The organism is Roseateles chitinivorans (genome assembly GCF_050632145.1).
Lineage (GTDB): Bacteria > Pseudomonadota > Gammaproteobacteria > Burkholderiales > Burkholderiaceae_C > Roseateles > Roseateles chitinivorans_B.
Window position 1 is genome coordinate 102,359 of record NZ_CP192577.1, and the last position, 23,984, is coordinate 126,342.

A 23,984-nucleotide genomic window follows, 5' to 3' on the forward strand; every position below is an offset into this window, starting at 1 on the left:
ATCAATGGATCGGGGGATCGTCGATCAGGGGATCGGCTGGTGGACGGTCACGAGCTTGGTGCCGTCGGGGAAGGTGGCCTCGACCTGGATGTCGGGGATCATCTCGGCCACGCCGTCCATGACGTCGTCGCGGGTGAGGAGCTCCCGCCCCTCCTTCATCATCTGGGCGACGGTCTTGCCGTCGCGGGCGCCTTCCATGACGGCGGCGCTGAGGAAGGCGACGGCTTCCGGGTAGTTGAGCTTCAACCCTCGCGCCTTGCGCCGCTCGGCGAGCAGCGCGGCGGTGAAGATCAGCAGCTTGTCTTTTTCGCGGGGCGTGAGTTCCATGGCCGGCGGTGATGTGGCGACGACGCGCCATTCTTGGTCCCGGTCCTGTCTCTAGCAAGCCCCATGCCGGTGCGGGCACGGTTCATGCATTTCCTGGACGGCCCCCGCCCATGGACGCTCCCCTGCCCTCCCAAGACGCCCCGCAGCACATCATCAAGCTGCGGCGGGACTACAACGCCTGGGTGGCGCGGGAGACGATGGAGGACTACGCGCTGCGCTACACGCCGCAGCGCTTCCGGCGCTGGTCGACCTGGCGCGTGGCCAACACCGCCTTCGGCGCCGCGTCCTTCCTGATCCTGGAGGCCGTCGGCGCGACGCTGCTGCTGCATTACGGCTGGACCAACGCCGCGCTGGCGATCCTGGCCACGGGGCTGATCATCTTCCTGGCCGGCCTCCCGATCAGCGTCTACGCGGCCCGCCACGGCGTCGACATGGACCTGCTGACCCGCGGCGCGGCTTCGGCTACATCGGCTCGACGCTGACTTCGCTGATCTACGCCAGCTTCACCTTCATCTTCTTCGCGCTCGAAGCGGCGGTGATGGCCTACGCGCTGGAGCTGGCGCTCGACATCCCGCCGCAGTGGGGCTACCTGATCTGCGCGGTGGTCGTCATCCCGCTGGTGACCCACGGCATCTCTGCCATCAGCCGGCTGCAGCTCTGGACCCAGCCGCTGTGGCTGGCGCTGCTGGTGCTGCCCTTCGCGTGGGTGGGATGGCGTCATCCTGGTGCATTCGATGGCATCACGACCCAGGTTGGGTCGCAGTCGGGCACCGCGGCCTTCGACGTGCACGCCTTCGGTGCGGCGCTGACCGTCGGCGTGGCGCTGATCACCCAGATGGGCGAACAGGCCGACTACCTGCGCTTCATGCCCCGCCAGACGAAGGGGAACCGCCTGCGCTGGTGGGCCGCCGTGCTCGCCGGCGGACCGGGCTGGATCGTGCTGGGCGTGCTGAAGATGCTGGGCGGCGCGCTGCTGGCCTACCTTGCCGTCAGCCATGCGGTGCCGGCCGAGCGCGCGGTCGATCCCAACCAGATGTACCTGGCCGCCTACGAGTACGTGTTCCCGCAGTACGGCTGGGCGGTCGCGGTGACGGCGCTGTTCGTCGTCGTGTCGCAGCTCAAGATCAACGTCACCAACGCCTACGCCGGCTCGCTGGCGTGGAGCAACTTCTTCTCGCGCCTGACGCACAGCCATCCCGGCCGGGTCGTGTGGGTGGTGTTCAACACGCTGATCGCGTTCATGCTGATGTCGATGAACGTGTTCGAGGCGCTCGGGCACGTGCTCGGCCTCTACGCCAACATCGCCATCGCCTGGATCATGGCCGTCGTCGCGGACCTGGTGATCAACAAGCCGCTGGGCCTCTCGCCACCCGGCATCGAGTTCAAGCGCGCCCACCTCTACGACGTCAATCCGGTCGGCGTCGGCGCGATGGCGCTGGCCTCGGTGCTGTCGGTGGCGGCCCACCTGGGCGTGATGGGCACGCTGGCGCAGGCCTGGTCGGCGGCGATCGCGATGGTGACCGCGCTGGTCACGGCGCCGCTGATCGCGTGGGCGACGAAGGGGCGCTACTACCTCGCGCGGCCGGCGGCGGAAATCGCCGCGGCGACGACCGAGGGCGTGCGCCGCTGCGTGATCTGCGAGCGCGACTACGAAGGCCCGGACATGGCGCACTGCCCCGCCTACCGCGGCCCGATCTGCTCGCTGTGCTGCACGCTGGACGCACGCTGCGGCGACCTGTGCAAGCCGCAGGCGAGCCTGGCCGCACAGTGGACCGCCGCACTGCGCCGCGTGCTGCCGCAACGCAGCTGGCGCTACATCGACACCGGGCTCGGCCACTACCTGCTGCTGATGGGCGTGATCACCCCGCTGCTGGCGACGCTGTTCGGACTGCTCTATCACCAGCAGCTGCAGCAGTTGCCGCCGCTGCTCGATCTGGCGGCCCAGGAGGCCCTGCGCGTCAGCCTGCGCTCCGGGATGCTGAAGACCTTCCTCGCGCTGCTGCTGGTGGCGGGCACGGTCGCATGGTGGCTGGTGCTGGCGCACCAGAGCCGCGTCGTCGCCCAGGAGGAATCGAAGCGCCAGACGCAGGCGCTGATGCGCGAGATCGACTCGCACCGCCGCACCGACGAGGCGCTGCAGGGCGCGCGGCTGCAGGCCGAGCGCGCGCAGGCCGCGGCCGAGGCCGCCAACCAGGCCAAGAGCCGCTACATCAGCACCATCAGCCACGAGCTGCGCACGCCGCTGAACAGCATCCTCGGCTACGCGCAGCTGATGGCGGCGGACGCCTCGCTGCCGCCGCAGCGCCGACAGGCGGTGCAGGTCATCAAACGCGGCGGCGAGCACCTGATGCAGCTGATCGACGGCACGCTGGACATCGCGCGCATCGAGGCCGGCCGGCTGAGCCTGGAGCCCGCGCCGGTGCGCTTCGACGAGCTGCTGCGCGAGCTGGCCGACATGTTCGAGCCGCAGGCGGCGGCAAAGGGCCTGAGCTTCCGCTTCGAGCCGCAGGGCGCGCTGCCCGAATGGGTGCGCGCGGACGAGCAGCGTCTGCGCCAGATCCTGATCAACCTGCTGGGCAACGCGATCAAGTTCACCACCGAGGGCGAGGTCACGCTGCGCGTGCGGCACGGCCGCGAGATGGCCACGCTGGAGATCGCCGACACCGGCCCCGGCATGGACGCCGCGGAGCTGGCGCGCATCTTCGAGCCGTTCGCGCGCGGCACCAGCGGCGCCGGCGGCGCGCCGGGCGCGGGGCTCGGACTGACGATCTCCAAGATGCTCACGGCGCTGATGGGCGGCGAGATGTCGGCGATCAGCGAGCCCGGCCTCGGCTCGACCTTCAAGGTCCGCCTGTTCCTGCCGGAACTGCACGGCCGCATCTGGGACACGCCTCGCATGCGCCGCGCGGCCAAGGAACGCCTCGGCCTGGACGGCGTCTCGCCGCGGATCCTGATCGTCGACAACGAGTCGGATGACCGGCAGCTGCTGATCGAACTGCTGGAGCCGCTCGGCTTCACGGTGCGCGACGCCTCGAGCGGTCATGATGCGCTCGACCTCGTCGCGGCGGGCTGGGTACCGGACGCGGTGCTGATGGACCTCGCGATGCCCGGCATCGACGGCTGGGAGACGATCCGTCGGCTGCGCCGGATGCTGGGCGATCTCGGCGTGAACGCGCCGGCGGTGGCGGTGGTATCGGCGAATGCGTTCGAGCGCGGCCAGGACAACGACGCCGGCATCGCCGCGCGCGACTTCATCCTGAAGCCGGTCCGGCACGAGCTGCTGCTGGACTGGCTCACCGAACAGCTGTCGCTCTCGTGGCGCGTCGGTCCCGAACGCGTGGCGGCCGGTCCGCCGCCCGCGCCCGAGCCGATCGAGGTCCCGCCGGTCGATCGATTGACCGGGCTGCGCGAGGCGCTGCAGCTCGGCTACTACCGCGGCGTGCTGCAGCAGCTCGATGGGATCGAAGCGGCCGACGCGGTGTGGCGCCCCTTCTGCGAGGCGCAGCGTGCGCTGGCGCGGCAGTTCCAGTTCGAAGCGATGCTGCGCGGCCTGACGCGCAGCGAGAACCCCGCGTGAGCCCGGCCATGACGACGCCCGTGATCCCCGCGATGCCCATGGCCTTGACCGCGACAGATGTTGGACGACCTGCGATGAACTCTCCGCTTCCTTCCGCCGTGGCCGCGCTGCTGGACCAGCAGCAAGGGGATCGCGTCCTGATGGTGGACGACGTGCCGGACAACCTGTCGCTGCTGCACGACGCGCTCGACGAGCACGGCTACATCGTGCTGGCGGCGACCAGCGGCGAGGCCGCGCTGGCCTGCGTGCAACAGGGCCGGCCCGACATCGTGCTGCTGGACGCGATGATGCCGGGCATGGACGGCTTCGAGGTCGCGCGGCGGCTCAAGGCCGATCCCTCGACGGCGCACATCCCGATCATCTTCATGACGGGGCTGACGGAGACGGAGCACCTCGTCGCCGCGCTGCAGGCCGGCGGCGTCGACTACGTGACCAAGCCGCTCGATCCGCGCGCGGTGCTGGCGCGCATGCAGGTCCACCTGCAGGGCGCGCGGCAGGCGCGGCAGACGCGCCAGGCGCTGGACGCCTTCGGCTACGCGAGCATCGCGGTCCGCGCCTCGTCGGGCCGGCTGCTCTGGCAGACGCCGCTGGCGCGCGAACTGCTGCAGCTCTACTACGGCACGATCGCGCCGCAGACGCCGGCGCCGGTGCTGGCCTGGCTGCGCAAGACGCTCGACGAGATGGCGGCGCACACGCCCGCGGACGGCATGCCGCCCCAGGAGCCGGCCCGGCTGTGCGCCGAGCTCGGCGCGCGGCGGCTGAGCTTCCGGCTGCACCACTGCATCGGCGGAGAGGACACGCCCGGCGTCGCGGGCGTGGGGGCGGCGGCCGGCGGCGACTGGCTGATCGTGATGCGCGAGGTCTCGGACGTCGCCGTGATCCGTTCGCTGGGGCTCGCGTTCAGCCTGACGGCGCGCGAGGCGGAGGTGCTCTACTGGGTCGTGAAGGGCAAGATCAACCGCGACATCGGCGAGATCCTCGGCGCCAGTCCGGCGACGGTGAAGAAGCACCTGGAGCGCATCCACGCCAAGCTCGGCGTGGAGACCCGCACCGCGGCCGCGTCGATGGCACTCACGCGGGTCAGGGAGATGCATCCGCAGTGGGAGGTCTGAGGGGGCCGGGCCGATGGCGCGATCGGATGACAGGCTGGCGGCATCGGATTGGCGCGCAGGTGATCGCCTGCGGACGATGACGGCACGTCGACCTCCAGTTCCCCGACATGCGTCCCGCGCCTCCGATCAATAGGGCGAGTTGGGAATCTCGACCGTCTTCATGCGCTCCTCGGAGAACCAACCCATGGCCATCCCGTCAATCCTGCCGGACACGACGTTGGCGTAGTCCTTCGCCTGCTTGGCCCGCTTCTCTGCCCACATCTGCTCTTCGCTGACGATCGTCACCTTGCAGCGGAGTTTCGGCTCCTCCGCTTTCTTCACTTCTTTCCTTCGTTGATTGCGCTTCATGCTCTGATTCCTCAAGAGTTGGATCAATGAAGTCGTCGATTGCCTCACGCGCCCACTTGGAAAGAAATAGCAGATTGTTGGAAACCTCAAGGTTGGATTTAGTCCCCACGGACGACCATGCCTTTTTCATGCAACTCATAATGTTGCATGAAATCCAACAGCCAGCTGTCCGACGTTCTCCACGTGCTGCTGCACATGGCCGAGGGGAAGGCCCTTCCACGTCCGAGTCGCTCGCCGCCGCGATGCAGACCCACCCCGTCGTGCTGCGCCGCCTGATGGGCGGCCTGCGCGAGGCGGGCTTCGTCGCCTCCGCGAAGGGCCACGGCGGCGGCTGGGTGCTGTCGTGCCCGCTGGAGCGCATCACCCTGCGCGACGTGCATGAGGCGCTCGGCGGTCCATCGCTGGTGTCCCTGGGCTTCCGCGAGGAGCACCCGGAGTGCCTCGTCGCCCGCGCCGTCAACGACGCGCTCGGCACCGCCGTGCAGGAGGCCGAGGCGCTCCTGCTGAAGCGGCTGGGCGCGGTGACGCTCGCCACGCTGTCCCGCGACTTCCACCAGCGCATGGTCGAGCTCGGCCACGCGCCTCACCGACTCGAGGAGCATCACCATGAAGATTGATTTCGCCGTCATCGGCGGCAGCTACGCCGGCATGGCCGCCGCGCTTCAACTGGCGCGGGCGCGACGCCAGGTGCTCGTGGTCGACGCGGGTCGACGACGCAACCAGTGCGTCGACGACCACGACGGCGAAGCGCACGGCTTCCTGACGCAGGATGGGCGAGCCCCCGCCGCGATCGCCGAGGAAGCCCGCCGCCAGCTGCGGCTCTATCCGACCGTGCAGTGGATGTCCGGGCTCGCCGATGACGGCCGCGTGGCGCCGGACGGTCGCCTCGAATTCCGCGTCGGCGACGTCGCGGTCAGCGCCGGGCGGCTGATCCTCGCCACCGGCGTCCGCGATGAACTGCCGCCCGTGCCCGGCCTGGCCGAGCGCTGGGGACGCAGCGTCTTCCATTGCCCGTACTGCCACGGGTACGAACTGGACCAGGGCCGGATCGGCATCGTCGCGGCATCTCCGCTGGCGCAGCACCACGCGATGATGCTGCCCGACTGGGGCGTGCCGACGCTGTTCCTGAACGGTGTCTACGAACCCAGCGCCGAGGACCTCGATGAGTTCGCCCGCCGCGGCACGCGCGTCGAGCCGACGCCGATCGCCCGCATCGACGGCTTCGCCGACGTGGTCCTGCGCGACGGCCGGACGCTGACGATGGACGGTCTCTTCACCCAGCCGCGCACCACCCCGTCGAGCACCATCGCCGCGCAGCTCGGCTGCGCGATGGAGGACGGGCCCATGGGGCCCTTCATCAAGGTGGGAACGATGCAGGACACCAGCGTGCCGAACGTCTTCGCCTGCGGCGACGCGGCCCGCGCGGCCGGCAGCGTCACGCTCGCCGTGTCCGACGGCGCGATGGCCGGCTTCGGCGCGCACCGCTCCACGATGTTCTGAAGCGACGAAGGCCCCTCGCGGGGCCCTCGTCATCCGGCGCTCGATCGCCGGACCTTCATGCGGCCGCCGGAACGGCCCGCCAGATTCAGGGCAACCGGATCCGGTCGCCTTCGCGCACCTCGCGCGTCTGCTCCCCGCTGCGGCCGACCGTGAAGGTCACGCGCAGCGTCTTGGTTTCACCGTTGGCGGGATCCGCGCCGATCAGGTCGTTGTCGACGCGGACGTCGAGCACACCGCCACGGATGTTGCTGCGCAGACGTTCCGTCACGTCGAGGACGCGGCCGCCCTTGCCGTAGGTGGCGCGCACGATGTTCAGGCGCTGCCCCTGGGCCGGCCCCTGTCCACCGGGGTTGTAGCCGCCCGGATTGGCGCTGCCGGGCCGGCCGTCCCAGCCGCCGTTCCAGCCGCCCTGGCCCCATTCGCCGCGACCCCAGCCGGTGAACTGGCCGCCGTCGATCCACGCGCCCTCGCGGTAGTCGAAGGTGCGCACCTGGCCGCTGCGGTCGCGCGCATAGATGCGCAGCGTCTTCGTGCGGCCCACCGCCGGGTCGTCGCGGAACAGGTCGTTGGTCACGCGCACCTTGGCGTCGCGGCGCGCCAGTTCGCGCAGGCGGCCGGTGACGTCGATGCTGGCCTCGGGGATGCCGTACCGCGCGCCCAGGATCGCGTAGGCGCCGTCATCGTGACCGCCGCCGCCCTCCCAGTTGCCGTGGCCGCCGCCCTGGCCCCAGTCGCCGCCGCGCCAGCCGGTGAAGTCGTTGCCGTCGATGACGCTGCCCTCGCGGAACTCGAACGTGCGGTTGTCGCCGTTGCGGTTGCGCGCGTAGATGCGCAGCGTCTTCGTCTGGCCGTAGGCCGGATCGTTGCCGAACAGCTCGTTGGTCACCCGCACGCGGTCGTCGCGCCGCGCCAGGTCGCGCAGCCGGTCGGTCACGTCCATGTTGCGCTGCGCGGTGCCGTAGCGCGCGCTCAGGACCTGCCACTCGCCGTCATCGCGCGCCGCCCAGGCCGACGACCCCGTCAGCATCGCCACCAGCAGCATCAGCGCCGCCAGCATCGCCCGGCTGATCTGCGCGATCGCGCGCACCGGCCTCGGGGCGGTCCTCGTCATTCCAGTCATTCCAGTCATCTCAGTCGTCGCAGTCCTCGTCATCGCGGGTCCTCCTGGTTCTTTCGTGTTGTTCGACGTTGTGCGTCAGCCCCCGTTCCCCGAGGTCACGACCTCGTCCCGGAACGGGCTCGCATGTTGCATCAATGACGTCTCAACGACGTGACCGCAGCGGCGGTGCACGCACAGCTCGTCGAGGTGTTACGAACGGTCACCACCGCCGAAGGTCGAATCGAACCGCTAGTCGAACCGGGAATCGAACCGGGAATCGAACCGGGAATCGAAGCCGGAGTCGAACTTCGAATCGAACCTGGAATCGGCGACATCGACCGTCGGCGCGTACATCACGTCCGAGCGCAGCACGTACTTGGTCCCCGAGGTCACGGGCGCGCCCTCGTGCCAGGTGTCGTGGACGAAGACCAGCGCACCGCCGGTCCTGGGCCGCACGGCGAAGTCGCGGAAGCCCGTCTCGCCGCCCTCGAAGCCCTCGTTCAGGTAGACCAGGAAGGTCAGCCGGCTCACCAGGCCGTCCTCGCGCCACGGCCCGTCCTTGTGCATCCGGAACCGCTGGCCCGCCGAGTACTTGTAGAAGCGCAGCTCCCGCGGCAGGCCCACCGGGCGCGAGCCGTCGAGCTCCGGCAACGGCAGCTGCCGCAATCGCGCCCACAACCGGCTGACCCAGGCGGCGCTGGCCACCAGGGTCCGCTCGTTGTTGCGGATGTGGGCCAGCAGCTGCTGCCCCGCCTCGAGCCGGACCGTCGCGGCGTCGAAGCCGCTCTGCTCCGCCAGCGCGATCACTTCGGTGCATTCCTCGGGGGAGAGGAAACCCGGCACGGTGAACACGCGATCGTTGTGGGTCTGGATGTCCATGACCCATTCTCACCGGATGTACGCCATGTGCCGTATATGCCGCGCGTCCCCTACTTCCTAGCATCCGCTCACTTCCCGAAGTCCTGCGAAGTCCGTCGAAGTCTTCCTTCATCCACCGGAGCTCCCCATGTCCTCGCAACCGAAATCCCCCCGCCCGCAAGGTCCCCGGCGCCGCCACGCGCTCAAGACCCTGGCCGTCGCCGGCGCGCTGACCGGCCTGAACCTCGCCGCCCTGCCCGCCTTCGCCGCCGACACCATCAAGGTCGGCGTGCTGCACAGCCTGTCGGGCACGATGGCGATCTCGGAGACCGTGCTCAAGGACACCGTCCTGATGGCCATCGACGAGATCAACGCCAAGGGCGGCGTGCTGGGCAAGAAGCTGGAGCCGGTGATCGTGGACCCGGCCTCCAACTGGCCGCTGTTCGCCGAGAAGACGCGCCAGCTGCTGACCCAGGACAAGGTCGCGGTGATCTTCGGCTGCTGGACCTCGGTGTCGCGCAAGTCGGTGCTGCCGGTGGTCGAGGAGCTCAACGGGCTGCTCTTCTACCCGGTGCAGTACGAGGGCGAGGAACTCAGCAAGAACGTCTTCTACACCGGCGCCGCGCCCAACCAGCAGGCGATCCCCGCGGTCGACTACCTGATGAGCAAGGACGGCGGCGGCGCCAAGCGCTGGGTGCTGCTGGGCACCGACTACGTGTACCCCCGCACGACCAACAAGATCCTGCGCGCCTACCTGAAGAGCAAGGGCGTGAAGGACTCGGACATCGACGAGAAGTACACCCCCTTCGGCCACAGCGACTACCAGACCATCGTCGCCGACATCAAGAAGTTCTCGGCGGGCGGCAAGACGGCGGTGGTGTCGACGATCAACGGCGACTCCAACGTGCCGTTCTACAAGGAACTGGGCAACGCCGGGCTGAAGGCCAAGGACGTGCCGGTGGTGGCGTTCTCCGTGGGTGAGGAAGAGCTGCGCGGCGTCGACACCAAGCCGCTGGTCGGCCACCTGGCGGCGTGGAACTACTTCATGTCGATCAAGAACCCGACCAACGATGCGTTCATCAAGAAGTGGTCGACGTACGCGAAGGCCAAGAACCTGCCGGGTCACAAGGACAAGCCGCTGACCAACGACCCGATGGAGGCCACCTACATCGGCATCAACATGTGGAAGCAGGCGGTGGAGAAGGCCCAGTCGACCGACACCGACAAGGTGATCGCGGCGATGGCCGGCCAGACCTTCAGCGCACCGTCGGGCATCACGTCCAAGATGGACGAGAAGAACCACCACCTGCACAAGTCGGTGTTCATCGGCGAGATCCGCGCGGACGGGCAGTTCAACGTCGTGTGGAAGACGCCCGCGCCGGTGAAGGCCAAGCCGTGGAGTCCGTACATCGCCGGGAATGAAGGCAAGCCTGACGAACCGGCGAAGAAGTGATGCGGCGCGCCCTGCTCCTCGGAATCCTGCTGGCGATCGGCGGCCTCGCGTCGACAGCGCAGGCGCTGACGCAGCCGCAGGCGCTGTCCGTGGCGCAGGGCGAGACCGATGACCGGATCACCGCGCTCGGCAGGCTCGTCGCGGCGCCGGATGCGCGCACCGCCGTGCTGCTGCAGGCGCTGTCCGACGAACGCGTGAAGCTCGGGCCCGATCAGCGCGTACTGATCACGACCGACGCCGGCGTCGTCGACGCCGCCACCGGCGCGGCGGTGACGCTGTCGCCGGACGCCCAGTCCTCGCTCGAGGACGTGATGCTCAACAACCGACTGCGCGGCGAACTCGACGGCGCGCTGGCCGCGCTCCATCTGTCGAGCGCGGACAAGGCCGAGCGCCTCGCCGCCGCGAAGGCGCTGATGGAAGCCGGCGGCGACGACGCCCGCGTCGCGCTGCTGGACACCGCCATCGCGAAGGAACGGGACGCCACCGTCCTCGACGCGCTGAAGCTCGCCCGCGCCGCCGCGCTCGCCGCGAGCCCGGACGCGACCAAGCGCCTCGCCGCCGCCAAGCTGCTCGGCGAATCGCACAGCCCCGAGACGCGGCTGCTGCTCAACCAGCGCCTGTCCGACGAACAGGACCCCGAAGTCAAACGCGCGCTGCAGCGCTCGCTGCACGCGGTCGAGGACACCCTCGCCTGGGGCGAACGCCTGGGCGCCCTCTTCACCGGCATCAGCCTGGCCAGCATCCTGCTGCTGGTCGCGCTCGGCCTGGCCATCACCTACGGCCTGATGGGCGTCATCAACATGGCCCACGGCGAGCTGATGATGATCGGCGCCTACGCGACCTACCTCGTGCAGGTCGCCTTCCGCCAATGGCTGCCGGGCTGGTTCGACGCCTACCTGATCGTCGCCATGCCGGTCGCCTTCCTCGCCTCGGCGCTGGTCGGCGCGGCGCTGGAGCGCACCGTGATCCGATGGCTCTACGGCCGGCCGCTGGAGACGCTGCTCGCCACCTGGGGCCTGAGCCTGGTGCTGATGCAGGCGGTGCGCTCGCTCTTCGGCGCACAGAACGTCGCGGTGGAAAGCCCGTCGTGGATGGGCGGCTCGCTGGCGCTGATGCCCGGACTCGCGCTGCCCGCGAACCGGCTCGTGATCATCGTCTTCTCGCTGGTGGTGCTCGGCGGCATGTCGCTGCTGATCGCGCGCACGCGGCTCGGCCTGTTCGTCCGGGCCGTCACGCAGAACCGCCCGATCGCCTCCTGCATGGGCGTGCCCACCGCGCGCGTCGACACCTATGCGTTCGCGCTCGGGTCCGGCCTCGCGGGACTGGCCGGCTGCGCGCTCAGCCAGGTCGGCAACGTCGGCCCGGACCTCGGCCAGAGCTACATCGTCGACGCCTTCATGGTCGTGGTGCTCGGCGGTGTCGGCCAACTCGCCGGCACGGTGCTCGCAGCGCTCGGGCTGGGGCTGGCCAACAAGGCGCTGGAAGGCGTCGTCGGCGCGGTGCTCGCCAAGATCGCCGTGCTGCTCTTCATCATCGTCTTCATCCAGAAGCGGCCGCAGGGCCTGTTCGCGGTCAAGGGCCGCGCGCAGGAGTCCTGAATGCGCAGGGATCCCCTCATGACCGCGACCTCTCCCGCTTCCACCGCGCCACCCGCGGCGCTGCTGCTGCCTCAGCGCCCCGCCCTGCTGAGCCGCGGCGGCTGGCTCGCCGTGCTGGCGGCCCTGACCGTCGCCTGCGTGCTGCTCCCATCGCTGAACCTGCTCGTACCGGCCGGCCATCCGCTGCACGTCGACGGCTACTGGATCAGCCTGCTCGGCAAGTTCTGCTGCTACGCGATGTGCGCGCTGGCGATGGACCTGATCTGGGGTTTCGCCGGCATCCTGTCGCTGGGCCACGGCCTGTACTTCGCGCTGGGCGGCTACGTGATGGGCATGTACCTGATGCGCCAGATCGGCACCGACGGCCAGTACCGCAGCGCGCTGCCGGACTTCATGGTCTTCCTCGACTGGAAGGCACTGCCCTGGCACTGGGCGCTCAGCGACAGCTTCCTCGCCACGATGCTCCTGGTGGCACTGGTCCCGGGCGGCATCGCCTTCGTCTTCGGTTTCTTCGCGTTCCGTTCGCGCATCAAGGGCGTGTACTTCTCGATCATCACCCAGGCGATGACCTACGCCGCGATGCTGTTCTTCTTCCGCAACGAGAGCGGCTTCGGCGGCAACAACGGCTTCACCGACTTCAAGCGGCTGCTGGGCCTGTCGATCACGACGCCGGGCATGCGGATGACGCTGTTCGTGCTGAGCGCCGTGGCGCTGGTCGGCTGCTATCTCGGCCTGCGCTGGCTGACCCGCGCGAAGTTCGGCCGCGTGCTCAGCGCCGTGCGCGACGCCGAATCGCGGCTGATGTTCTGCGGCTACTCCCCGCTGCCCTACAAGCTGGCCGCGTGGGTGCTGTCGGCGTTGATCTGCGGCCTGGCCGGCGCGTTGTACGTGCCGCAGGTCGGCATCATCAACCCCGGCGAGATGAGCGTCGCCAACTCCATCGAGATCGCCATCTGGGCGGCCGTCGGCGGCCGCGGCACGCTGGTCGGTCCGATCGTCGGCGCCTTCGCGGTCAACGGCGCGAAGAGCTGGCTGACGCAGGTCGCGCCGGAGTACTGGCTCTACCTGCTGGGCGCGCTGTTCGTCGCGGTCACGCTGTTCATGCCGGACGGCATCGCGGGGCTGCTCAAGCGCAAGTTCGGGAAGAAGCGCGGCGGCCTCCCGGCGGGCGGCGCCGAGGAGACGACCCCATGAACCCCGACCTGCTCGAACAGGGCGCCGAACGGCTGCGAGCCGCGAGCGGCCCGGGCTACGGTCGCGTCGTGCTGCCGGGCCAGCTGGACCTGGCGCACGGCCGCATCCTGTACCTGGAGGACGTGCACGTCAGCTTCGACGGCTTCCACGCGATCAACGGCCTGTCCATCGACATCGCGCCCGGCGAGCTGCGCTGCATCATCGGACCGAACGGCGCGGGCAAGACCACGATGATGGACATCATCACCGGCAAGACCCGGCCCGACTCGGGCACGGTCTTCTTCGGCGGCACGATCGACCTGCTGCGTCACAGCGAGGCCGAGATCGCGCAGCTCGGCATCGGCCGCAAGTTCCAGCGCCCGACGGTGTTCGAGGCGCTCAGCGTCTACGAGAACCTCGAGCTCGCGCTGCAGGGGTCGCGGGCGCTGCGGGCTTCGCTGTGGGGCGTGCTCAGCGGAACGCAGCGGGACCGGCTCGCGGAAGTGCTGACGCTGATCCGCCTGCAGGACCGGATGACGCGCGCCGCGGGGCTGCTGAGCCACGGGCAGAAGCAGTGGCTGGAGATCGGCATGCTGCTGGTGCAGGACCCGAAGCTGCTGCTGCTCGACGAGCCGGTGGCCGGCATGACCGACCAGGAGACCGAACGCACCGCCGAGCTGATCCTCACGCTGAAGGGCAGGCACAGCATCATCGTCGTCGAGCACGACATGGGCTTCGTCGACCGCATCGCGGAGAAGGTGACGGTCCTGGCCGAAGGCTCGGTGCTTGCCGAGGGAACGCTCGCCCAAGTGCAGGCAGACGAACGCGTGATCGAGGTGTACCTTGGAAGATAGGGCCCACCCCTACCGGCTTCGCCGGCCCCTCAAGGGGCGACCCCGATGGCCCGGCAGAGCCGGTTCCATGGGGTCCGCTTGGTTTGATAACGACGAGATGCCTGTCCATGCTCATCGCTGAGTCCATTCAACAGTACTACGGCGGTTCGCACATCCTGCGCGACGTGTCGGTGAGCGCCTCGCCGGGACGGATCACCGTGCTGCTCGGCCGCAACGGCGTCGGCAAGACCAGCCTGTTGAAGAGCCTGATGGGGCTGGTGCCGATCCGCTCGGGCAGCGTCGCGCTGGCGGGCGCGGACATCACGCGTGCGACGCCGTACCAGCGCGCGCGTGCGGGCATCGGCTACGTGCCGCAGGGGCGCGAGATCTTCGCGCGGCTGACGGTCGAGGAGAACCTGCGCATGGGCCTGGCCGGCAAGCCGGGTGGCACGCCGGTGCCGGAGCACCTGTACGACCTGTTCCCCGTGCTGAGGCAGATGCTGAGGCGACGCGGCGGCGACCTGTCGGGCGGCCAGCAGCAGCAGCTCGCGATCGCGCGGGCGATGGCGGCATCCCCGAAACTGCTGATCCTCGACGAGCCCACCGAAGGCATCCAGCCCAGCATCATCAAGGACATCGGCCGCGTCATCCGGCGCCTGGCCGACGAGGGGCTCGACGGTCACCCGGTCGCGATCCTGCTGTGCGAGCAGTACTACGACTTCGCGGCGGAACTCGCCGACGAGTTCCTCGTGCTGGAGCGCGGCAGCGTCATCGCGCGCGGCGACAACGCGGCCATGCAGACGGCGGAGATCCGCGGGCTGGTCGCGATCTGAGCGGGACCGGCTGCCGCAGGGTTCAGCGGGCCGCGCTGGCGGCGTCCGCCGGCGGCGCCGCCACCTTGGGCACGCTCACCTCCACCGTCGCGCCCTTGCCGCGGATGGCCTGGAACGCGGAGCGCTCCGCCAGATAACCGAGCTTCTCGGCAAGCTGCGCCGGCGACATGATGTCCGCCACATCGTTCACCGCGGCCATGGGATCGTGATACTTGTTGGCGTCGAACTGCTGCTGGCGCTTGAGCACCGTCAGCGTGCGCGCGTCCAGCGCGATGCGCTCGAAGAACATGTAGGGGGCGACGAAGATCTTGCTGCGCACGACCTCCCCCGTGTTCGGATTCACCACGCGCTGACCGCCGTCCTCGGTGTCCCCGGGCGGCAGCGAGGCGTCGATCATGTCGCGCCCCCGCCCAGCGGCTGCACGTACACGCCGAGGCCCTGGAGCTTCGTGCCCATGCCGCGCGCCTCGTATTGGCGGTACCTGGGCACGATCACCTCGATGCGGTCCCATCCGGCGCGCTCGGGCACCGCGCGCAGGTGATCGATCAGCGCGTCCAGCAGGACGCTGTCACGGCCGCTGCCCTTGATGTCGTCGAGCCGCGCCTCCAGCTCGGGCGGCGGATTCCAGGTCAGCAGCACGCGTTCGGCCTCGGGGTACTCCTGCTCGATGCCGCTGTCCAGACCGCGCAGCACGGCGGTGTTCAGCGACTGGCCGGGCACGCGCAGCGGCGTGCGGACGTAGGGATCGAGGTGGGTGCCGACGCTGCGCTTCTGGCGGACCACCGTGAGGCGGTCGCCGACCGCCGCCATCAGGGCCACGACCTTGGGTTGCTCGGCGTTGCCCGAGGGCGAGGCGCAGGCCCAGGGGCTGCAGATCGAGGCCAGGCCTCCCAGCGCCAGCGCGGCAATGAGGATTCGCATGTGTGTGGAGCTCCCTGCGGGCCGCGCGTGAGGTGGTCTTGAGGTATCGCGCGGCGCGACGGATTATGGGAGCACCAGATCGGGAATGCGGATCACCCCTCCGGGGGAGTCGCGCGCGATGGCCCGGGGAGCGCCGGGCTCAATCCGCCTGGATCTTGGCCGACGAGATCACCTTGCCCCAGCGCAGGAACTCCGCGTCCGAATGCGCCTGCAGCTGCTGCGGGTTCATGTAGTCGGCGGTGGCGCCGAGTTCGGCGGCCTTCTTCCTGAACTCGGGCGTCGCCATGATCTTCTGGATCTCGGCCGTGAGCTTGTCGACCACCGCCTGTGGCGTCTTCGCCGGCGCGAAGACGGCGAACCACGAGCCCGCATCGAGGTTGGGCAGCCCGGCCTGCGCCGCGGTCGGCACGTCGGGCAGCGAGGACAGGCGCTCCTTGCCGGTCACCGCGACCGCGCGCAGCTTGCCCGCGGCGATGAAGGGCATGAACGGCGGCGGGGTGCCGAAGGTCAGGTCGACCTGCCCGCCCAGCAGGTCCTGCAGCGCCGGGCCCGTGCCCTTGTACGGGACGTGGATCATCTGGATGCCGGCCTGCTGCTCCAGCATCACGCCGGTGACGTGCTGCAGCGAGCCGTTGCCCGAGGACGCGAACGACAGCTTGCCCGGGTTCTTCTTCGCGTAGGCGATCAACTCGGCGGTGGTCTTCGCGGGCACGCCCTCACGCAGGACGATCAGCTGCGGCGCGGTCAGCACGTTGGCGACCGGGCGCAGGTCCTTCAGCTCCCACGCGCCCTTCTGGATGTGCGGCGTGATCACGTGATAACCGGAGTACTGCATCAGGATCGTGTAGCCGTCCGGCTCAGCGCGCTTGGTCGCGACGGCGGCCAACGCGCCGCTGGCGCCGGAGCGGTTGTCCACCACCACGGTCTGTCCCAGCGCCTTGCCCAGCGGCTCGGCCAGCATGCGCGCGGCGATGTCGGTGGTGCCGCCGGGCGCGGCGCCGACCAGCATCGTGATCGGCTTGTTCGGATACGACTGCGCCCATGCGGCGGTCATCGGTGTCAGCGCGGCGACGGCGCCCGCAAGCAGCGCGACGGCGGGTGCGCCCACGGCGAGGCGGCGGATTCGGTTCATGGTCTTGTCTCCAGGAGGCCGCTCGTGGCGGCGTTGTCGTTGGGGGTGAAGCGGAAAACGTCCTGCGGCAACGGTCTTGCAGGAAAAGGCTTGCGGGCGCGGGGCCGGCGGTCAGGGGTGGACGGGCGCTCAGGCGTCGCGGGCCAGCGCGCGCTCGCGGATCGCATCGAAGTCGCGCGGCCGCGGATGCAGGTCCAGCCGGCGCCCGGCGCTGACGATCTGGCTCGGCACGGCGTGGCCGATCAGCGGCGGCAGGCGCTTCGCCGCGGCGATCAGCCGCTCGAGGTCCACGCCGGTGTCGCAGCCCATGCACTGCAACGCATGGACGATCTCCTCGGTGCAGACATTGCCGGTCGCGCCCGGCGCGTACGGGCAGCCGCCGATGCCGCCGAGCGACGCATCGAAGCGGTCCGCGCCGGCGTCGATCGCCGCGATCAAGTTGGCCAGGCCCATGCCGCGCGTGTTGTGGAAGTGCAGCGTGAGCTGCGCCTCGGGCCAGCGCTCGCGGAAGGCGCGCACCAGCGCGACGACCTGCGTCGGATAAGCCATGCCGGTGGTGTCGCACAGCGTCACGCCGCGCGCGCCGAGGTCCTCGAGGAAATGGCCGCACCAGCCCAGCACCGTGTCGACCGGCACGTCGCCCTCCATCGGGCAGCCGAACGAGCACGACAGCGACACGTTCACCGCGGTGCGGGCCTGGTGCGCCATCGCGGCGACCTCGGCCAGCCCGGCGAAGGACTGCTCGCGCGTCATGCGCAGGTTGGACAGGTTGTGGCTCTCGCTGGCGGACATCACCAGGTTGAGCTCGTCGGCGCGGGCCTCGATGGCGCGCTCGGCGCCGCGCACGTTGGGCACCAGCACCGTGTAGATCACATCCGGCTTGCGCGTGATGCCGGCCATCACCTCGGAAGCGTCGGCCAGCACAGGGATCGCCTTCGGCGAGACGAAGGCCGTGACTTCGACCTTGGCCAGGCCCGCCTCCGACAGCGCATCGACGAGCGCGATCTTGTCGGCGGTCGGCACGAAGGTGGTCTCGGCCTGCAGGCCGTCGCGGGTGCCGACGTCCTGCATGAAGATGCGCCGGCCGGCGCCGGTCCAGACGTCGGAAGGCGCGCGGGCCGTCGCGCCCGCGATGGCGCCGGATGCGGAGGAAGAAGTGGAAGAAGAGGAAGCAGTCATCACGGACCTTCAGGAAACGATCTTGCGGTCGCGGAGCGCGGCGATCTGGTCGTCGGTGAGCCCGATCTCGCGCAGCACCTCGTCGGTGTCGCCGCCCAGTCGCGGCGCGGCGCGGCGCACGGCGCCGGGGGTGCCCATCAGCTTGGGCACGATGCCCGGCACGTCGAGCTCGTGGCCGTCGCGCGTCTGCTGCTTGATGATCATGTCGCGGGCGCGGAAGTGCGGGTCCTCGACGATGTCCTTGGCGGTATAGACGCGGCCGGCGGGCACGCTGGCCTCGCCCAGCGGCGCCAGCACCTCCTCGACGGTGCGGGTCGCGGCCCAGGCGCCGATCGCGGCGTCGATCTGCTCGACGCGGGCGACGCGGCCGGCGTTGTTGGCGAGCGCCTCGTCGTTGGCAAGGTCCTCGCGGCCGATCACCTGCATCAATCGCTTGAAGATCGAATCGCCGTTGCCCGCAATCAGCACGACGCCATCCGCGCACGGATAGGCGTTGGACGGCGCGATGCCGGGCAGCGCGGAGCCGGCCGGGCCGCGCACGGCGCCGAAGGCGCTGTACTCGGGGACGAGGCTCTCCATCACGTTGAGCACGGCGTCGGTGAGCGCGACATCGATGACCTGGCCGCGGCCGCCGTTGACCTTGCGGTGGTAGAGCGCGGTGAGCACGCCGATCGTGCCGTGCAGCGCGGCGAGCGTGTCTCCGATGGAGATGCCGCAGCGCACCGGCACGCGGCCGGGCTCGCCGGTCAGGTGACGCAGGCCGCCCATCGCCTCGCCGATCACGCCGAAGCCCGGCAGGTCGCGGTAGGGACCGGTCTGTCCATAGCCGCTGATGCGCAGCATGATCAGGCCCGGATTGGTCTGCGCGAGTTCCTCATAGGACATGCCCCAGCCCTCGAGGGTGCCAGGTCTGAAGTTTTCGATCAGCACATCGGCTTCGGCGATGAGCTGCCGCGCGATGTCCTGCCCGTCCTTCTGACGGAGGTCCAGGGCGATCGAGCGCTTGTTGCGCGACTGCACCTGCCACCAGACGGAGGTGCCGTCCTGGATCATGCGCCAGTTGCGCAGCGGGTCGCCGCTGCCGGGGGCCTCGATCTTCACGACGTCGGCGCCGAAGTCGCCGAGCGTCTTCCCGGCGAACGGACCGGCGATCAACTGCCCCATCTCGACGATGCGCAGCCCGTGCAGCGCCTGCAGACCTTCCATGGCTCGATGTCTCCTTGTAATGGAGACGGATTCTGGGAAGGACCGCCTCCGGTGGGAATGCCGGAGTGGCGGCGCCAGCTTTCACGGATCGCGAAAGCGGGCTGGGGTTGCCACCTAGGTCAACTGGGCGAACCTACGCGCGTCCCTTCTTGCTCCCTCTCCCGCAAGCGGGAGAGGGAGCAAGAGAAATACCGAGCGGTGGTCACAAGCAAAGGTGATCGATGAACACCCGCACATGCCTCGGGAGCGCGTCGAGATCGCGCACCCCGATGAGCAGCGTGCGATCGGACCAGTCCTCGTCGAGTCCCACGCGCCGCAGGTTCAGCGGCTTGAGCAGCGGTTCGACCGCCACGTCCGGCAGCACCGCGATGCCCATGCCCGCGGCCACCATGCGGCACATCGCGTCGAAGCTGCGGACCTGGATGCGGTTCTTCAGGCGTCGGCCGAGCTTCTCGGTCTCCATCTCCAGCCGCTTCTGCAGCGAGGTCGCCTTCGCCAGCGTCACGAAGTCGTGTTCGACGGCCTGCTCCCAGCGCACCGTCCTGCGTTTCGTCAGCGGGTGACCGACCGGCGCCACCAGCACCAGCCGGTCGTGCCGGTAGTTCAGGACGTGCAGGCCCAGCGCCGGCGTGCGGTCCGCGAAGATGCCGAGGTCCGCGCGGCCGTCCAGCACCGCGACCACGATCTCGTGGCTGTCCGCCTCTTCGAGCTCGATCCGGATGCGCGGGTTGTCGCGCACGAAGGCCGAGACCTGCTCCGGCAGGAACTGCGTCACCGCCGAGGTATTCGCCCACAGCCTCACGACACCGGTCAGGCCGGACGCGTAGTCGGACAGGTCGGCCGTCATCTGGTCCACGTCGCTCAGGATGCGCTGCGCGTGCTGCTGCAACGCCAGACCCGCCGCCGTCAGCGTGACGCCGCGCGAATGGCGCTCCAGCAGCGTGGTGCCCAGCGAGTGCTCCAGGTCGCTCAGGCGCTTGCTCGCCGCGCCCACCGCCAGCGCGGCCAGTTCCGCCCCCTTGCTGATGCTGCCCGTGCGGGCCACCAGGCTGAAGAGCGACAGCGAGACGAGATCGACGCGATGCAGATTCATGGCGGGCGAAGTATCCGTCCGGCGGGCGCCCCGAGGCGACCGCTAACATGCCGCCCGATGCTGAATCGCATTTCCTTCCGCCAGATGCTGCTGATCGGCTTCCTGTCGATCGCCGGCCTGCTCGCCGCCGCGTCGCTGGGCGGCCTGCTGACGCTCGAACGCCTGACCGTGCAGAGCCGCGAGGCCGTCGTGCGCGCCGCGCGCATGAGCTCGGAGGTGCAGCAGCTCGGCGATCGCGGCGTCAGCATGGAGCGTGCCGCGCGGCAGTACGCCGTACTGGAAGACCACGTGCTGCGCCAGCGCTTCGAGGAGGACGCCGACGACGCCGAGCGCCTGCTCGGCCTGCTGCGCGGGCAAGGCCTGGCCCCCGCGCCGCTGGACGCATGGAAGACCAAGCTCGCCGAGGTCCGCGCGCTGATGGACACGCCGCGCGGCCTCAACCCGCGCAAGCGCGAGACCGACCTGATGACGCGCTTCCGCGAACTCGGCGGCCTGACCGGCGGCCTGGCCGACGACGTCCGCAAGCACGCCGAGTCCAGCAACCGCGTGCTGCAGGACAAGCTCGAGAACAACCGCGTGCTGCTCGGCCAGCAGGTCCTGGGCGCGATCGCCCTCGCCGCGCTGCTGTCGCTGGTGTTCGGCATCTTCCTGACGCGGCCGCTGCGCCACCTGGCCCGCGCCATCAAGGGCCTGGGCGAGAACCGGCTGGACGACCGCATCGAGATCCGCGGCCCCGCCGACCTGCGCGTGATCGGCCAGCGCCTGGACTGGCTGCGGCTGCGGCTGGCCGAGCTCGATGCCGACAAGGCGCGTTTCCTGCGGCATGTCTCCCACGAGCTCAAGACCCCGCTGGCCGCATTGCGCGAAGGCACCGCGCTGCTGGAGGACGAGGTCGCCGGCCCGCTCAACGAGAAGCAGAAGGAAGTGACGCGCATCCTGCGTGACAACACCGCCGTGCTGCAGCGCCAGATCGAGGACCTGCTGCGCTTCAACGCCGCCGCCTTCGAGGCGCGCGACCTCAAGCCGCAGCGCACCGAGCTCGTGTCCCTGATCCAGGGCACGATCGACCATCAGCGGCTGCAATGGCAGGCACGCGGATTGCAAGTGTCGCTGTCCGGCGGACCGCTCGAGGCGGAGGTCGACCCGGCCAAGATCGCGGCCGCCGTCGGCAACCTCCTCTCCAATGCGATACGCTTCGCCCCGCCCGGCGGCCGCGTCGACATCGCCCTCGCGCGCCAGGGCGGCCAGCTCACCATCGATCTCCGCGACAACGGCCCGGGCGTCGCGCCGACGGACCAGGCCCGCATCTTCGAGCCGTTCTACCGCGGCGAACGTCAACCCGACGACGCGCTCAAGGGCACCGGCATCGGCCTGTCCATCGTCACCGAATACATCGCCGCCCATGGCGGTCACATCGACCTGCTGCCTGCCGATCAAGGCGCCCATTTCAGAATCACGCTGCCATGCGCCCACACGCCCCGGTTCCTGAAGTCCTCGAACGCATGACCTCCGCGACGCGCACCCTCGCCGTGACGCTGGCCGCGGCGCTCGCCGCCGGCTGCGCGCAGCAGCCGCCCAAGACCATCATCAAGGAGGTGCGTGTGCAGGTGCCGGTCCAGGTGCCCGTGGTCGCGCCGACCGACAACGCCGCGCGCATCGTGCTCAACCTCAACGACCGGCTGCGCCAGATGAGCCCGCTGGAGCTCGCGCAGGAAGTCGCCCCGCGCGACGACGCCGCGCTGCCACCCGGCAACGCGGTGCAGCTCGCGCTCGCGCTGATGTTCAGCCACGCCAACGGCGAGACCTTCCGCGCCCAGACGCTGCTCGACCAGGTCCTGCGCGACGCCCGCCCCGAGGCTGACGAATGGCGCCCGATGGCGCAGTTCCTCGTCGACCGGGTCGCGGAACAGCGCCGCATGGAAGGCGAGCTCGACAAGACGCGTCTGGCCCGCGACGACCTGCAGCGCCGCCTGGACGACGCGAACCGCAAGCTCGAGGCGCTGAAGGCGATCGAACGCAGCCTGGGCGGTCCGCGCTCGGCGTTGGACAAGCCATGAGCGCCGCGCAAGGCCACCCCGAGCCAGCGAGCGTCCCCTCGGGCGACAAGCTGCGGCGTGCCGCGGACGAGGGGCTCACATGAGCGGTGGTGCACGGCTCCTGATCGTCGACGACGACGCCGACCTGCTGAAGCTGCTGCAGATGCGGCTGGAAGCCGCCGGCTACGACGTCACCGCCGTCGGCAGCGCCGAGGCCGCGCTGGCCAAGCTCGACGTGCAGCGGCCCGCGCTGGTGCTCAGCGACGTGCAGCTGCCGGGCATGGACGGCCTGGCGCTGTTCAACACGATCCGCGAACGCCACCCCGCCCTGCCCGTCATCCTGCTGACTGCGCACGGAACGATTCCCGACGCCGTGGCCGCCACCGCGCAGGGCGTCTACACCTACCTGACCAAGCCCTTCGACGGCCGCGCGCTGCTCGACACCATCGCGCAAGCCCTGACCCTCACCGCCGTCCACCAGGACGACAGCCCCGACCAGCTCTGGCGCGAGTCCATCGTCAGCCGCTCCAACGTGATGGCCGAGGTGCTGGCCGAGGCGCGGCTGGTGTCCGCCTCGCAGGCGCCGGTGCTGATCCGCGGCGAGAGCGGCAGCGGCAAGGAGCTGCTCGCCCGCGCGATCCACGCCGCGAGCCCGCGCGCCAAGCGGCCCTTCGTCGCCGTCAACTGCGGCGCGATCCCGGAGCCGCTGCTGGAGTCCGAGCTCTTCGGCCACGTCAAGGGCGCCTTCACCGGCGCGCTGGCCAACCACCGCGGCCTGTTCCAGGCCGCCGACGGCGGCACGCTGCTGCTCGACGAGATCGGCGACATGCCGTTGCCGCTGCAGGTCAAGTTGCTGCGCGTGCTGCAGGAGCACCAGGTGCGCCCGGTCGGCGCCAGCGCCTCGGTGCCCATCGACGTCCGCATCCTGTCCGCGACCCACCGCGACCTCGAGGCCGCGCTGGCCGAAGGCCAGTTCCGCGAGGACCTCTACTACCGCCTCAACGTCGTCAGCCTGACGCTGCCCACGCTGGACGAGCGCCGCGAGGACATCCCGCTGCTGGCGCAGCACTTCCTGCAGAAGCTCGCGACCAAGTACGACAAGCGCCTCAACGGCTTCGCGCCCGATGCGCTCAAGGCGCTCACCATGGCCGCCTGGCCGGGCAACGTGCGCCAGCTCCACAACGTCGTGGAGCAGGTCAGCGCGCTGGCCACCTCGCCGCTGATCCCGCTCTCGCTGGTGCAGCGCGCGCTGCGCTCGCCCAGCATCGAAGTACTTCCTTACGCCGAGGCGCGACAGCGCTTCGAGCGCGAGTACCTGGTGGGCCTGCTCAAGCTCACCGACGGCAACGTCGCCGATGCGGCGCGGCTCGCCGACCGCAACCGGACCGAGTTCTACCGTTTGCTGCAGCGCAACGGGCTGGACCCCTCCATGTTCCGCGCCGATGGGCCTGTCGCTGAATAGCGACAAGAAAATCCCTTTCAAATCAATCACTTGGAAGAACCGGCGGCAATCGCGTCGCCCTCCGGCGACAGAAATTCCCGTGTGCGGCACCGCACCAACGACGCAAGTTGTTGATTTAGAACAGATTTTCCATGTGGCACAGGCCTTGCAATAGGCGTGTCACATGAGAAATATTCACACCCCCTCCTCTCGGATCCTCATCCAGGCGGCCAGTGCCCGCCTCCAGGCCGGCCAGCGTCGGTGG

At 69.8% G+C, this 23,984-nt stretch carries 20 protein-coding genes and 2 pseudogenes; 12 read left to right on the forward strand and 10 right to left on the reverse strand.

Annotated features, from left to right (window positions below; all coding sequences use genetic code 11):
• Positions 1-24: 24 nt before the first annotated feature.
• Positions 25-327, reverse strand: a complete 303-nt coding sequence (locus tag ACQ86G_RS00505) for an urease subunit gamma (RefSeq protein ID WP_431258832.1) — start codon at positions 325-327, stop codon at positions 25-27.
• 110 nt (positions 328-437) lie between these two features.
• On the opposite strand from ACQ86G_RS00505, the pseudogene ACQ86G_RS00510 reads away from it, so the two are divergent.
• A pseudogene (locus ACQ86G_RS00510) lies at positions 438-3,904 on the forward strand (hybrid sensor histidine kinase/response regulator).
• Positions 3,905-3,978: 74 nt separating this feature from the next.
• On the forward strand, positions 3,979-5,016 hold the full coding sequence (locus ACQ86G_RS00515; protein WP_431258833.1) for a response regulator: 1,038 nt from the start codon (positions 3,979-3,981) through the stop codon (positions 5,014-5,016).
• Positions 5,017-5,142: 126 nt separating this feature from the next.
• Here ACQ86G_RS00515 and ACQ86G_RS00520 read toward each other — a convergent pair whose 3' ends face one another.
• Complete coding sequence (locus ACQ86G_RS00520) at positions 5,143-5,364, reverse strand: hypothetical protein (protein ID WP_431258834.1); 222 nt, start codon at positions 5,362-5,364, stop codon at positions 5,143-5,145.
• Between the two features lie 147 nt (positions 5,365-5,511).
• On the opposite strand from ACQ86G_RS00520, the pseudogene ACQ86G_RS00525 reads away from it, so the two are divergent.
• Both ACQ86G_RS00525 and ACQ86G_RS00530 read left to right on the forward strand, forming a co-directional pair.
• Positions 5,512-5,981: pseudogene (locus ACQ86G_RS00525) on the forward strand (Rrf2 family transcriptional regulator).
• Positions 5,971-6,864 (forward strand): NAD(P)/FAD-dependent oxidoreductase, encoded by an 894-nt coding sequence (locus tag ACQ86G_RS00530; RefSeq protein WP_431258835.1) that lies wholly within the window; start codon positions 5,971-5,973, stop codon positions 6,862-6,864. The pseudogene ACQ86G_RS00525 and the gene ACQ86G_RS00530 overlap by 11 nt, the downstream one beginning before the upstream one ends.
• Before the next feature lie 85 nt (positions 6,865-6,949).
• Here the strand turns inward: ACQ86G_RS00530 and ACQ86G_RS00535 are convergent, their stop codons facing one another.
• Positions 6,950-7,975: a hypothetical protein gene (locus ACQ86G_RS00535; protein ID WP_431258836.1), complete on the reverse strand. Its 1,026-nt coding sequence runs from the start codon at positions 7,973-7,975 to the stop codon at positions 6,950-6,952.
• 237 nt (positions 7,976-8,212) lie between these two features.
• A complete protein-coding gene (locus ACQ86G_RS00540; protein WP_431258837.1) occupies positions 8,213-8,842 on the reverse strand; it encodes a prolyl hydroxylase family protein in 630 nt (209 codons plus the stop codon).
• 127 nt (positions 8,843-8,969) lie between these two features.
• On the opposite strand from ACQ86G_RS00540, the gene urtA reads away from it, so the two are divergent.
• From urtA to urtE, 5 genes are all read left to right on the forward strand, one after another.
• Complete coding sequence (urtA, locus tag ACQ86G_RS00545; protein WP_431258838.1) at positions 8,970-10,274, forward strand: urea ABC transporter substrate-binding protein; 1,305 nt, start codon at positions 8,970-8,972, stop codon at positions 10,272-10,274.
• A complete protein-coding gene (gene urtB / locus ACQ86G_RS00550; protein ID WP_431258839.1) occupies positions 10,274-11,872 on the forward strand; it encodes an urea ABC transporter permease subunit UrtB in 1,599 nt (532 codons plus the stop codon). Before urtA ends, urtB begins: the two co-directional genes overlap by 1 nt.
• Positions 11,873-11,890: 18 nt before the next feature.
• The gene (gene urtC, locus ACQ86G_RS00555) at positions 11,891-13,066 is read left to right on the forward strand and encodes an urea ABC transporter permease subunit UrtC (RefSeq protein WP_431258840.1); all 1,176 of its coding nucleotides are present in this window, start codon (positions 11,891-11,893) and stop codon (positions 13,064-13,066) included.
• Positions 13,063-13,899: an urea ABC transporter ATP-binding protein UrtD gene (gene urtD / locus ACQ86G_RS00560; protein WP_431258841.1), complete on the forward strand. Its 837-nt coding sequence runs from the start codon at positions 13,063-13,065 to the stop codon at positions 13,897-13,899. Before urtC ends, urtD begins: the two co-directional genes overlap by 4 nt.
• 107 nt (positions 13,900-14,006) lie before the next feature.
• Entirely contained in the window at positions 14,007-14,711 is a 705-nt protein-coding gene (gene urtE / locus ACQ86G_RS00565) for an urea ABC transporter ATP-binding subunit UrtE (protein WP_431258842.1), read from the forward strand.
• 22 nt (positions 14,712-14,733) lie between these two features.
• Here the strand turns inward: urtE and ACQ86G_RS00570 are convergent, their stop codons facing one another.
• From ACQ86G_RS00570 to ACQ86G_RS00595, 6 genes are all read right to left on the reverse strand, one after another.
• Positions 14,734-15,108, reverse strand: a complete 375-nt coding sequence (locus tag ACQ86G_RS00570; protein WP_431258843.1) for a hypothetical protein — start codon at positions 15,106-15,108, stop codon at positions 14,734-14,736.
• Entirely contained in the window at positions 15,105-15,632 is a 528-nt protein-coding gene (locus ACQ86G_RS00575; protein ID WP_431258844.1) for a hypothetical protein, read from the reverse strand. The genes ACQ86G_RS00570 and ACQ86G_RS00575 overlap by 4 nt, the downstream gene beginning before the upstream one ends.
• A 139-nt stretch (positions 15,633-15,771) precedes the next feature.
• Positions 15,772-16,764, reverse strand: coding sequence for a Bug family tripartite tricarboxylate transporter substrate binding protein (locus ACQ86G_RS00580; protein WP_431258845.1), 993 nt, complete (start codon positions 16,762-16,764; stop codon positions 15,772-15,774).
• A gap of 129 nt (positions 16,765-16,893) precedes the next feature.
• On the reverse strand, positions 16,894-17,835 hold the full coding sequence (locus tag ACQ86G_RS00585; protein ID WP_431261541.1) for a hydroxymethylglutaryl-CoA lyase: 942 nt from the start codon (positions 17,833-17,835) through the stop codon (positions 16,894-16,896).
• 117 nt (positions 17,836-17,952) lie between these two features.
• The gene (locus tag ACQ86G_RS00590) at positions 17,953-19,149 is read right to left on the reverse strand and encodes a CaiB/BaiF CoA transferase family protein (protein ID WP_431258846.1); all 1,197 of its coding nucleotides are present in this window, start codon (positions 19,147-19,149) and stop codon (positions 17,953-17,955) included.
• A gap of 202 nt (positions 19,150-19,351) precedes the next feature.
• A complete protein-coding gene (locus ACQ86G_RS00595) occupies positions 19,352-20,242 on the reverse strand; it encodes a LysR family transcriptional regulator (protein ID WP_431258847.1) in 891 nt (296 codons plus the stop codon).
• 57 nt (positions 20,243-20,299) lie between these two features.
• On the opposite strand from ACQ86G_RS00595, the gene ACQ86G_RS00600 reads away from it, so the two are divergent.
• The 3 genes from ACQ86G_RS00600 (at position 20,300) to ACQ86G_RS00610 (ending at position 23,740) form a co-directional block, all read left to right on the forward strand.
• Positions 20,300-21,748, forward strand: coding sequence for a sensor histidine kinase (locus ACQ86G_RS00600; RefSeq protein ID WP_431258848.1), 1,449 nt, complete (start codon positions 20,300-20,302; stop codon positions 21,746-21,748).
• Positions 21,745-22,299: a hypothetical protein gene (locus ACQ86G_RS00605; protein ID WP_431258849.1), complete on the forward strand. Its 555-nt coding sequence runs from the start codon at positions 21,745-21,747 to the stop codon at positions 22,297-22,299. The genes ACQ86G_RS00600 and ACQ86G_RS00605 overlap by 4 nt, the downstream gene beginning before the upstream one ends.
• 79 nt (positions 22,300-22,378) lie before the next feature.
• Positions 22,379-23,740 carry a sigma 54-interacting transcriptional regulator gene (locus ACQ86G_RS00610; RefSeq protein WP_088408824.1) on the forward strand — a complete coding sequence of 454 codons (1,362 nt, stop codon included), beginning with the start codon at positions 22,379-22,381 and terminating at the stop codon, positions 23,738-23,740.
• The last annotated feature ends 244 nt before the right edge of the window (positions 23,741-23,984 follow it).

What these genes read in the sequence shown, in the direction of transcription:
- ACQ86G_RS00605 (WP_431258849.1), top strand. Translation starts at nt 21,745, where the DNA reads ATGACCTCCGCGACGCGCACCCTCGCCGTGACGCTGGCCGCGGCGCTC.
- ACQ86G_RS00575 (WP_431258844.1), bottom strand. Translation starts at nt 15,632, where the DNA reads ATGCGAATCCTCATTGCCGCGCTGGCGCTGGGAGGCCTGGCCTCGATC.
- ACQ86G_RS00600 (WP_431258848.1), top strand. Translation starts at nt 20,300, where the DNA reads ATGCTGAATCGCATTTCCTTCCGCCAGATGCTGCTGATCGGCTTCCTG.
- urtA (WP_431258838.1), top strand. Translation starts at nt 8,970, where the DNA reads ATGTCCTCGCAACCGAAATCCCCCCGCCCGCAAGGTCCCCGGCGCCGC.
- ACQ86G_RS00530 (WP_431258835.1), top strand. Translation starts at nt 5,971, where the DNA reads ATGAAGATTGATTTCGCCGTCATCGGCGGCAGCTACGCCGGCATGGCC.
- ACQ86G_RS00520 (WP_431258834.1), bottom strand. Translation starts at nt 5,364, where the DNA reads ATGAAGCGCAATCAACGAAGGAAAGAAGTGAAGAAAGCGGAGGAGCCG.
- urtB (WP_431258839.1), top strand. Translation starts at nt 10,274, where the DNA reads ATGCGGCGCGCCCTGCTCCTCGGAATCCTGCTGGCGATCGGCGGCCTC.
- ACQ86G_RS00610 (WP_088408824.1), top strand. Translation starts at nt 22,379, where the DNA reads ATGAGCGGTGGTGCACGGCTCCTGATCGTCGACGACGACGCCGACCTG.
- urtE (WP_431258842.1), top strand. Translation starts at nt 14,007, where the DNA reads ATGCTCATCGCTGAGTCCATTCAACAGTACTACGGCGGTTCGCACATC.
- ACQ86G_RS00595 (WP_431258847.1), bottom strand. Translation starts at nt 20,242, where the DNA reads ATGAATCTGCATCGCGTCGATCTCGTCTCGCTGTCGCTCTTCAGCCTG.
- ACQ86G_RS00505 (WP_431258832.1), bottom strand. Translation starts at nt 327, where the DNA reads ATGGAACTCACGCCCCGCGAAAAAGACAAGCTGCTGATCTTCACCGCC.
- ACQ86G_RS00540 (WP_431258837.1), bottom strand. Translation starts at nt 8,842, where the DNA reads ATGGACATCCAGACCCACAACGATCGCGTGTTCACCGTGCCGGGTTTC.
- ACQ86G_RS00535 (WP_431258836.1), bottom strand. Translation starts at nt 7,975, where the DNA reads ATGACGAGGACCGCCCCGAGGCCGGTGCGCGCGATCGCGCAGATCAGC.
- ACQ86G_RS00515 (WP_431258833.1), top strand. Translation starts at nt 3,979, where the DNA reads ATGAACTCTCCGCTTCCTTCCGCCGTGGCCGCGCTGCTGGACCAGCAG.
- urtD (WP_431258841.1), top strand. Translation starts at nt 13,063, where the DNA reads ATGAACCCCGACCTGCTCGAACAGGGCGCCGAACGGCTGCGAGCCGCG.
- ACQ86G_RS00570 (WP_431258843.1), bottom strand. Translation starts at nt 15,108, where the DNA reads ATGATCGACGCCTCGCTGCCGCCCGGGGACACCGAGGACGGCGGTCAG.
- urtC (WP_431258840.1), top strand. Translation starts at nt 11,891, where the DNA reads ATGACCGCGACCTCTCCCGCTTCCACCGCGCCACCCGCGGCGCTGCTG.
- ACQ86G_RS00590 (WP_431258846.1), bottom strand. Translation starts at nt 19,149, where the DNA reads ATGGAAGGTCTGCAGGCGCTGCACGGGCTGCGCATCGTCGAGATGGGG.
- ACQ86G_RS00585 (WP_431261541.1), bottom strand. Translation starts at nt 17,835, where the DNA reads ATGCAGGACGTCGGCACCCGCGACGGCCTGCAGGCCGAGACCACCTTC.
- ACQ86G_RS00580 (WP_431258845.1), bottom strand. Translation starts at nt 16,764, where the DNA reads ATGAACCGAATCCGCCGCCTCGCCGTGGGCGCACCCGCCGTCGCGCTG.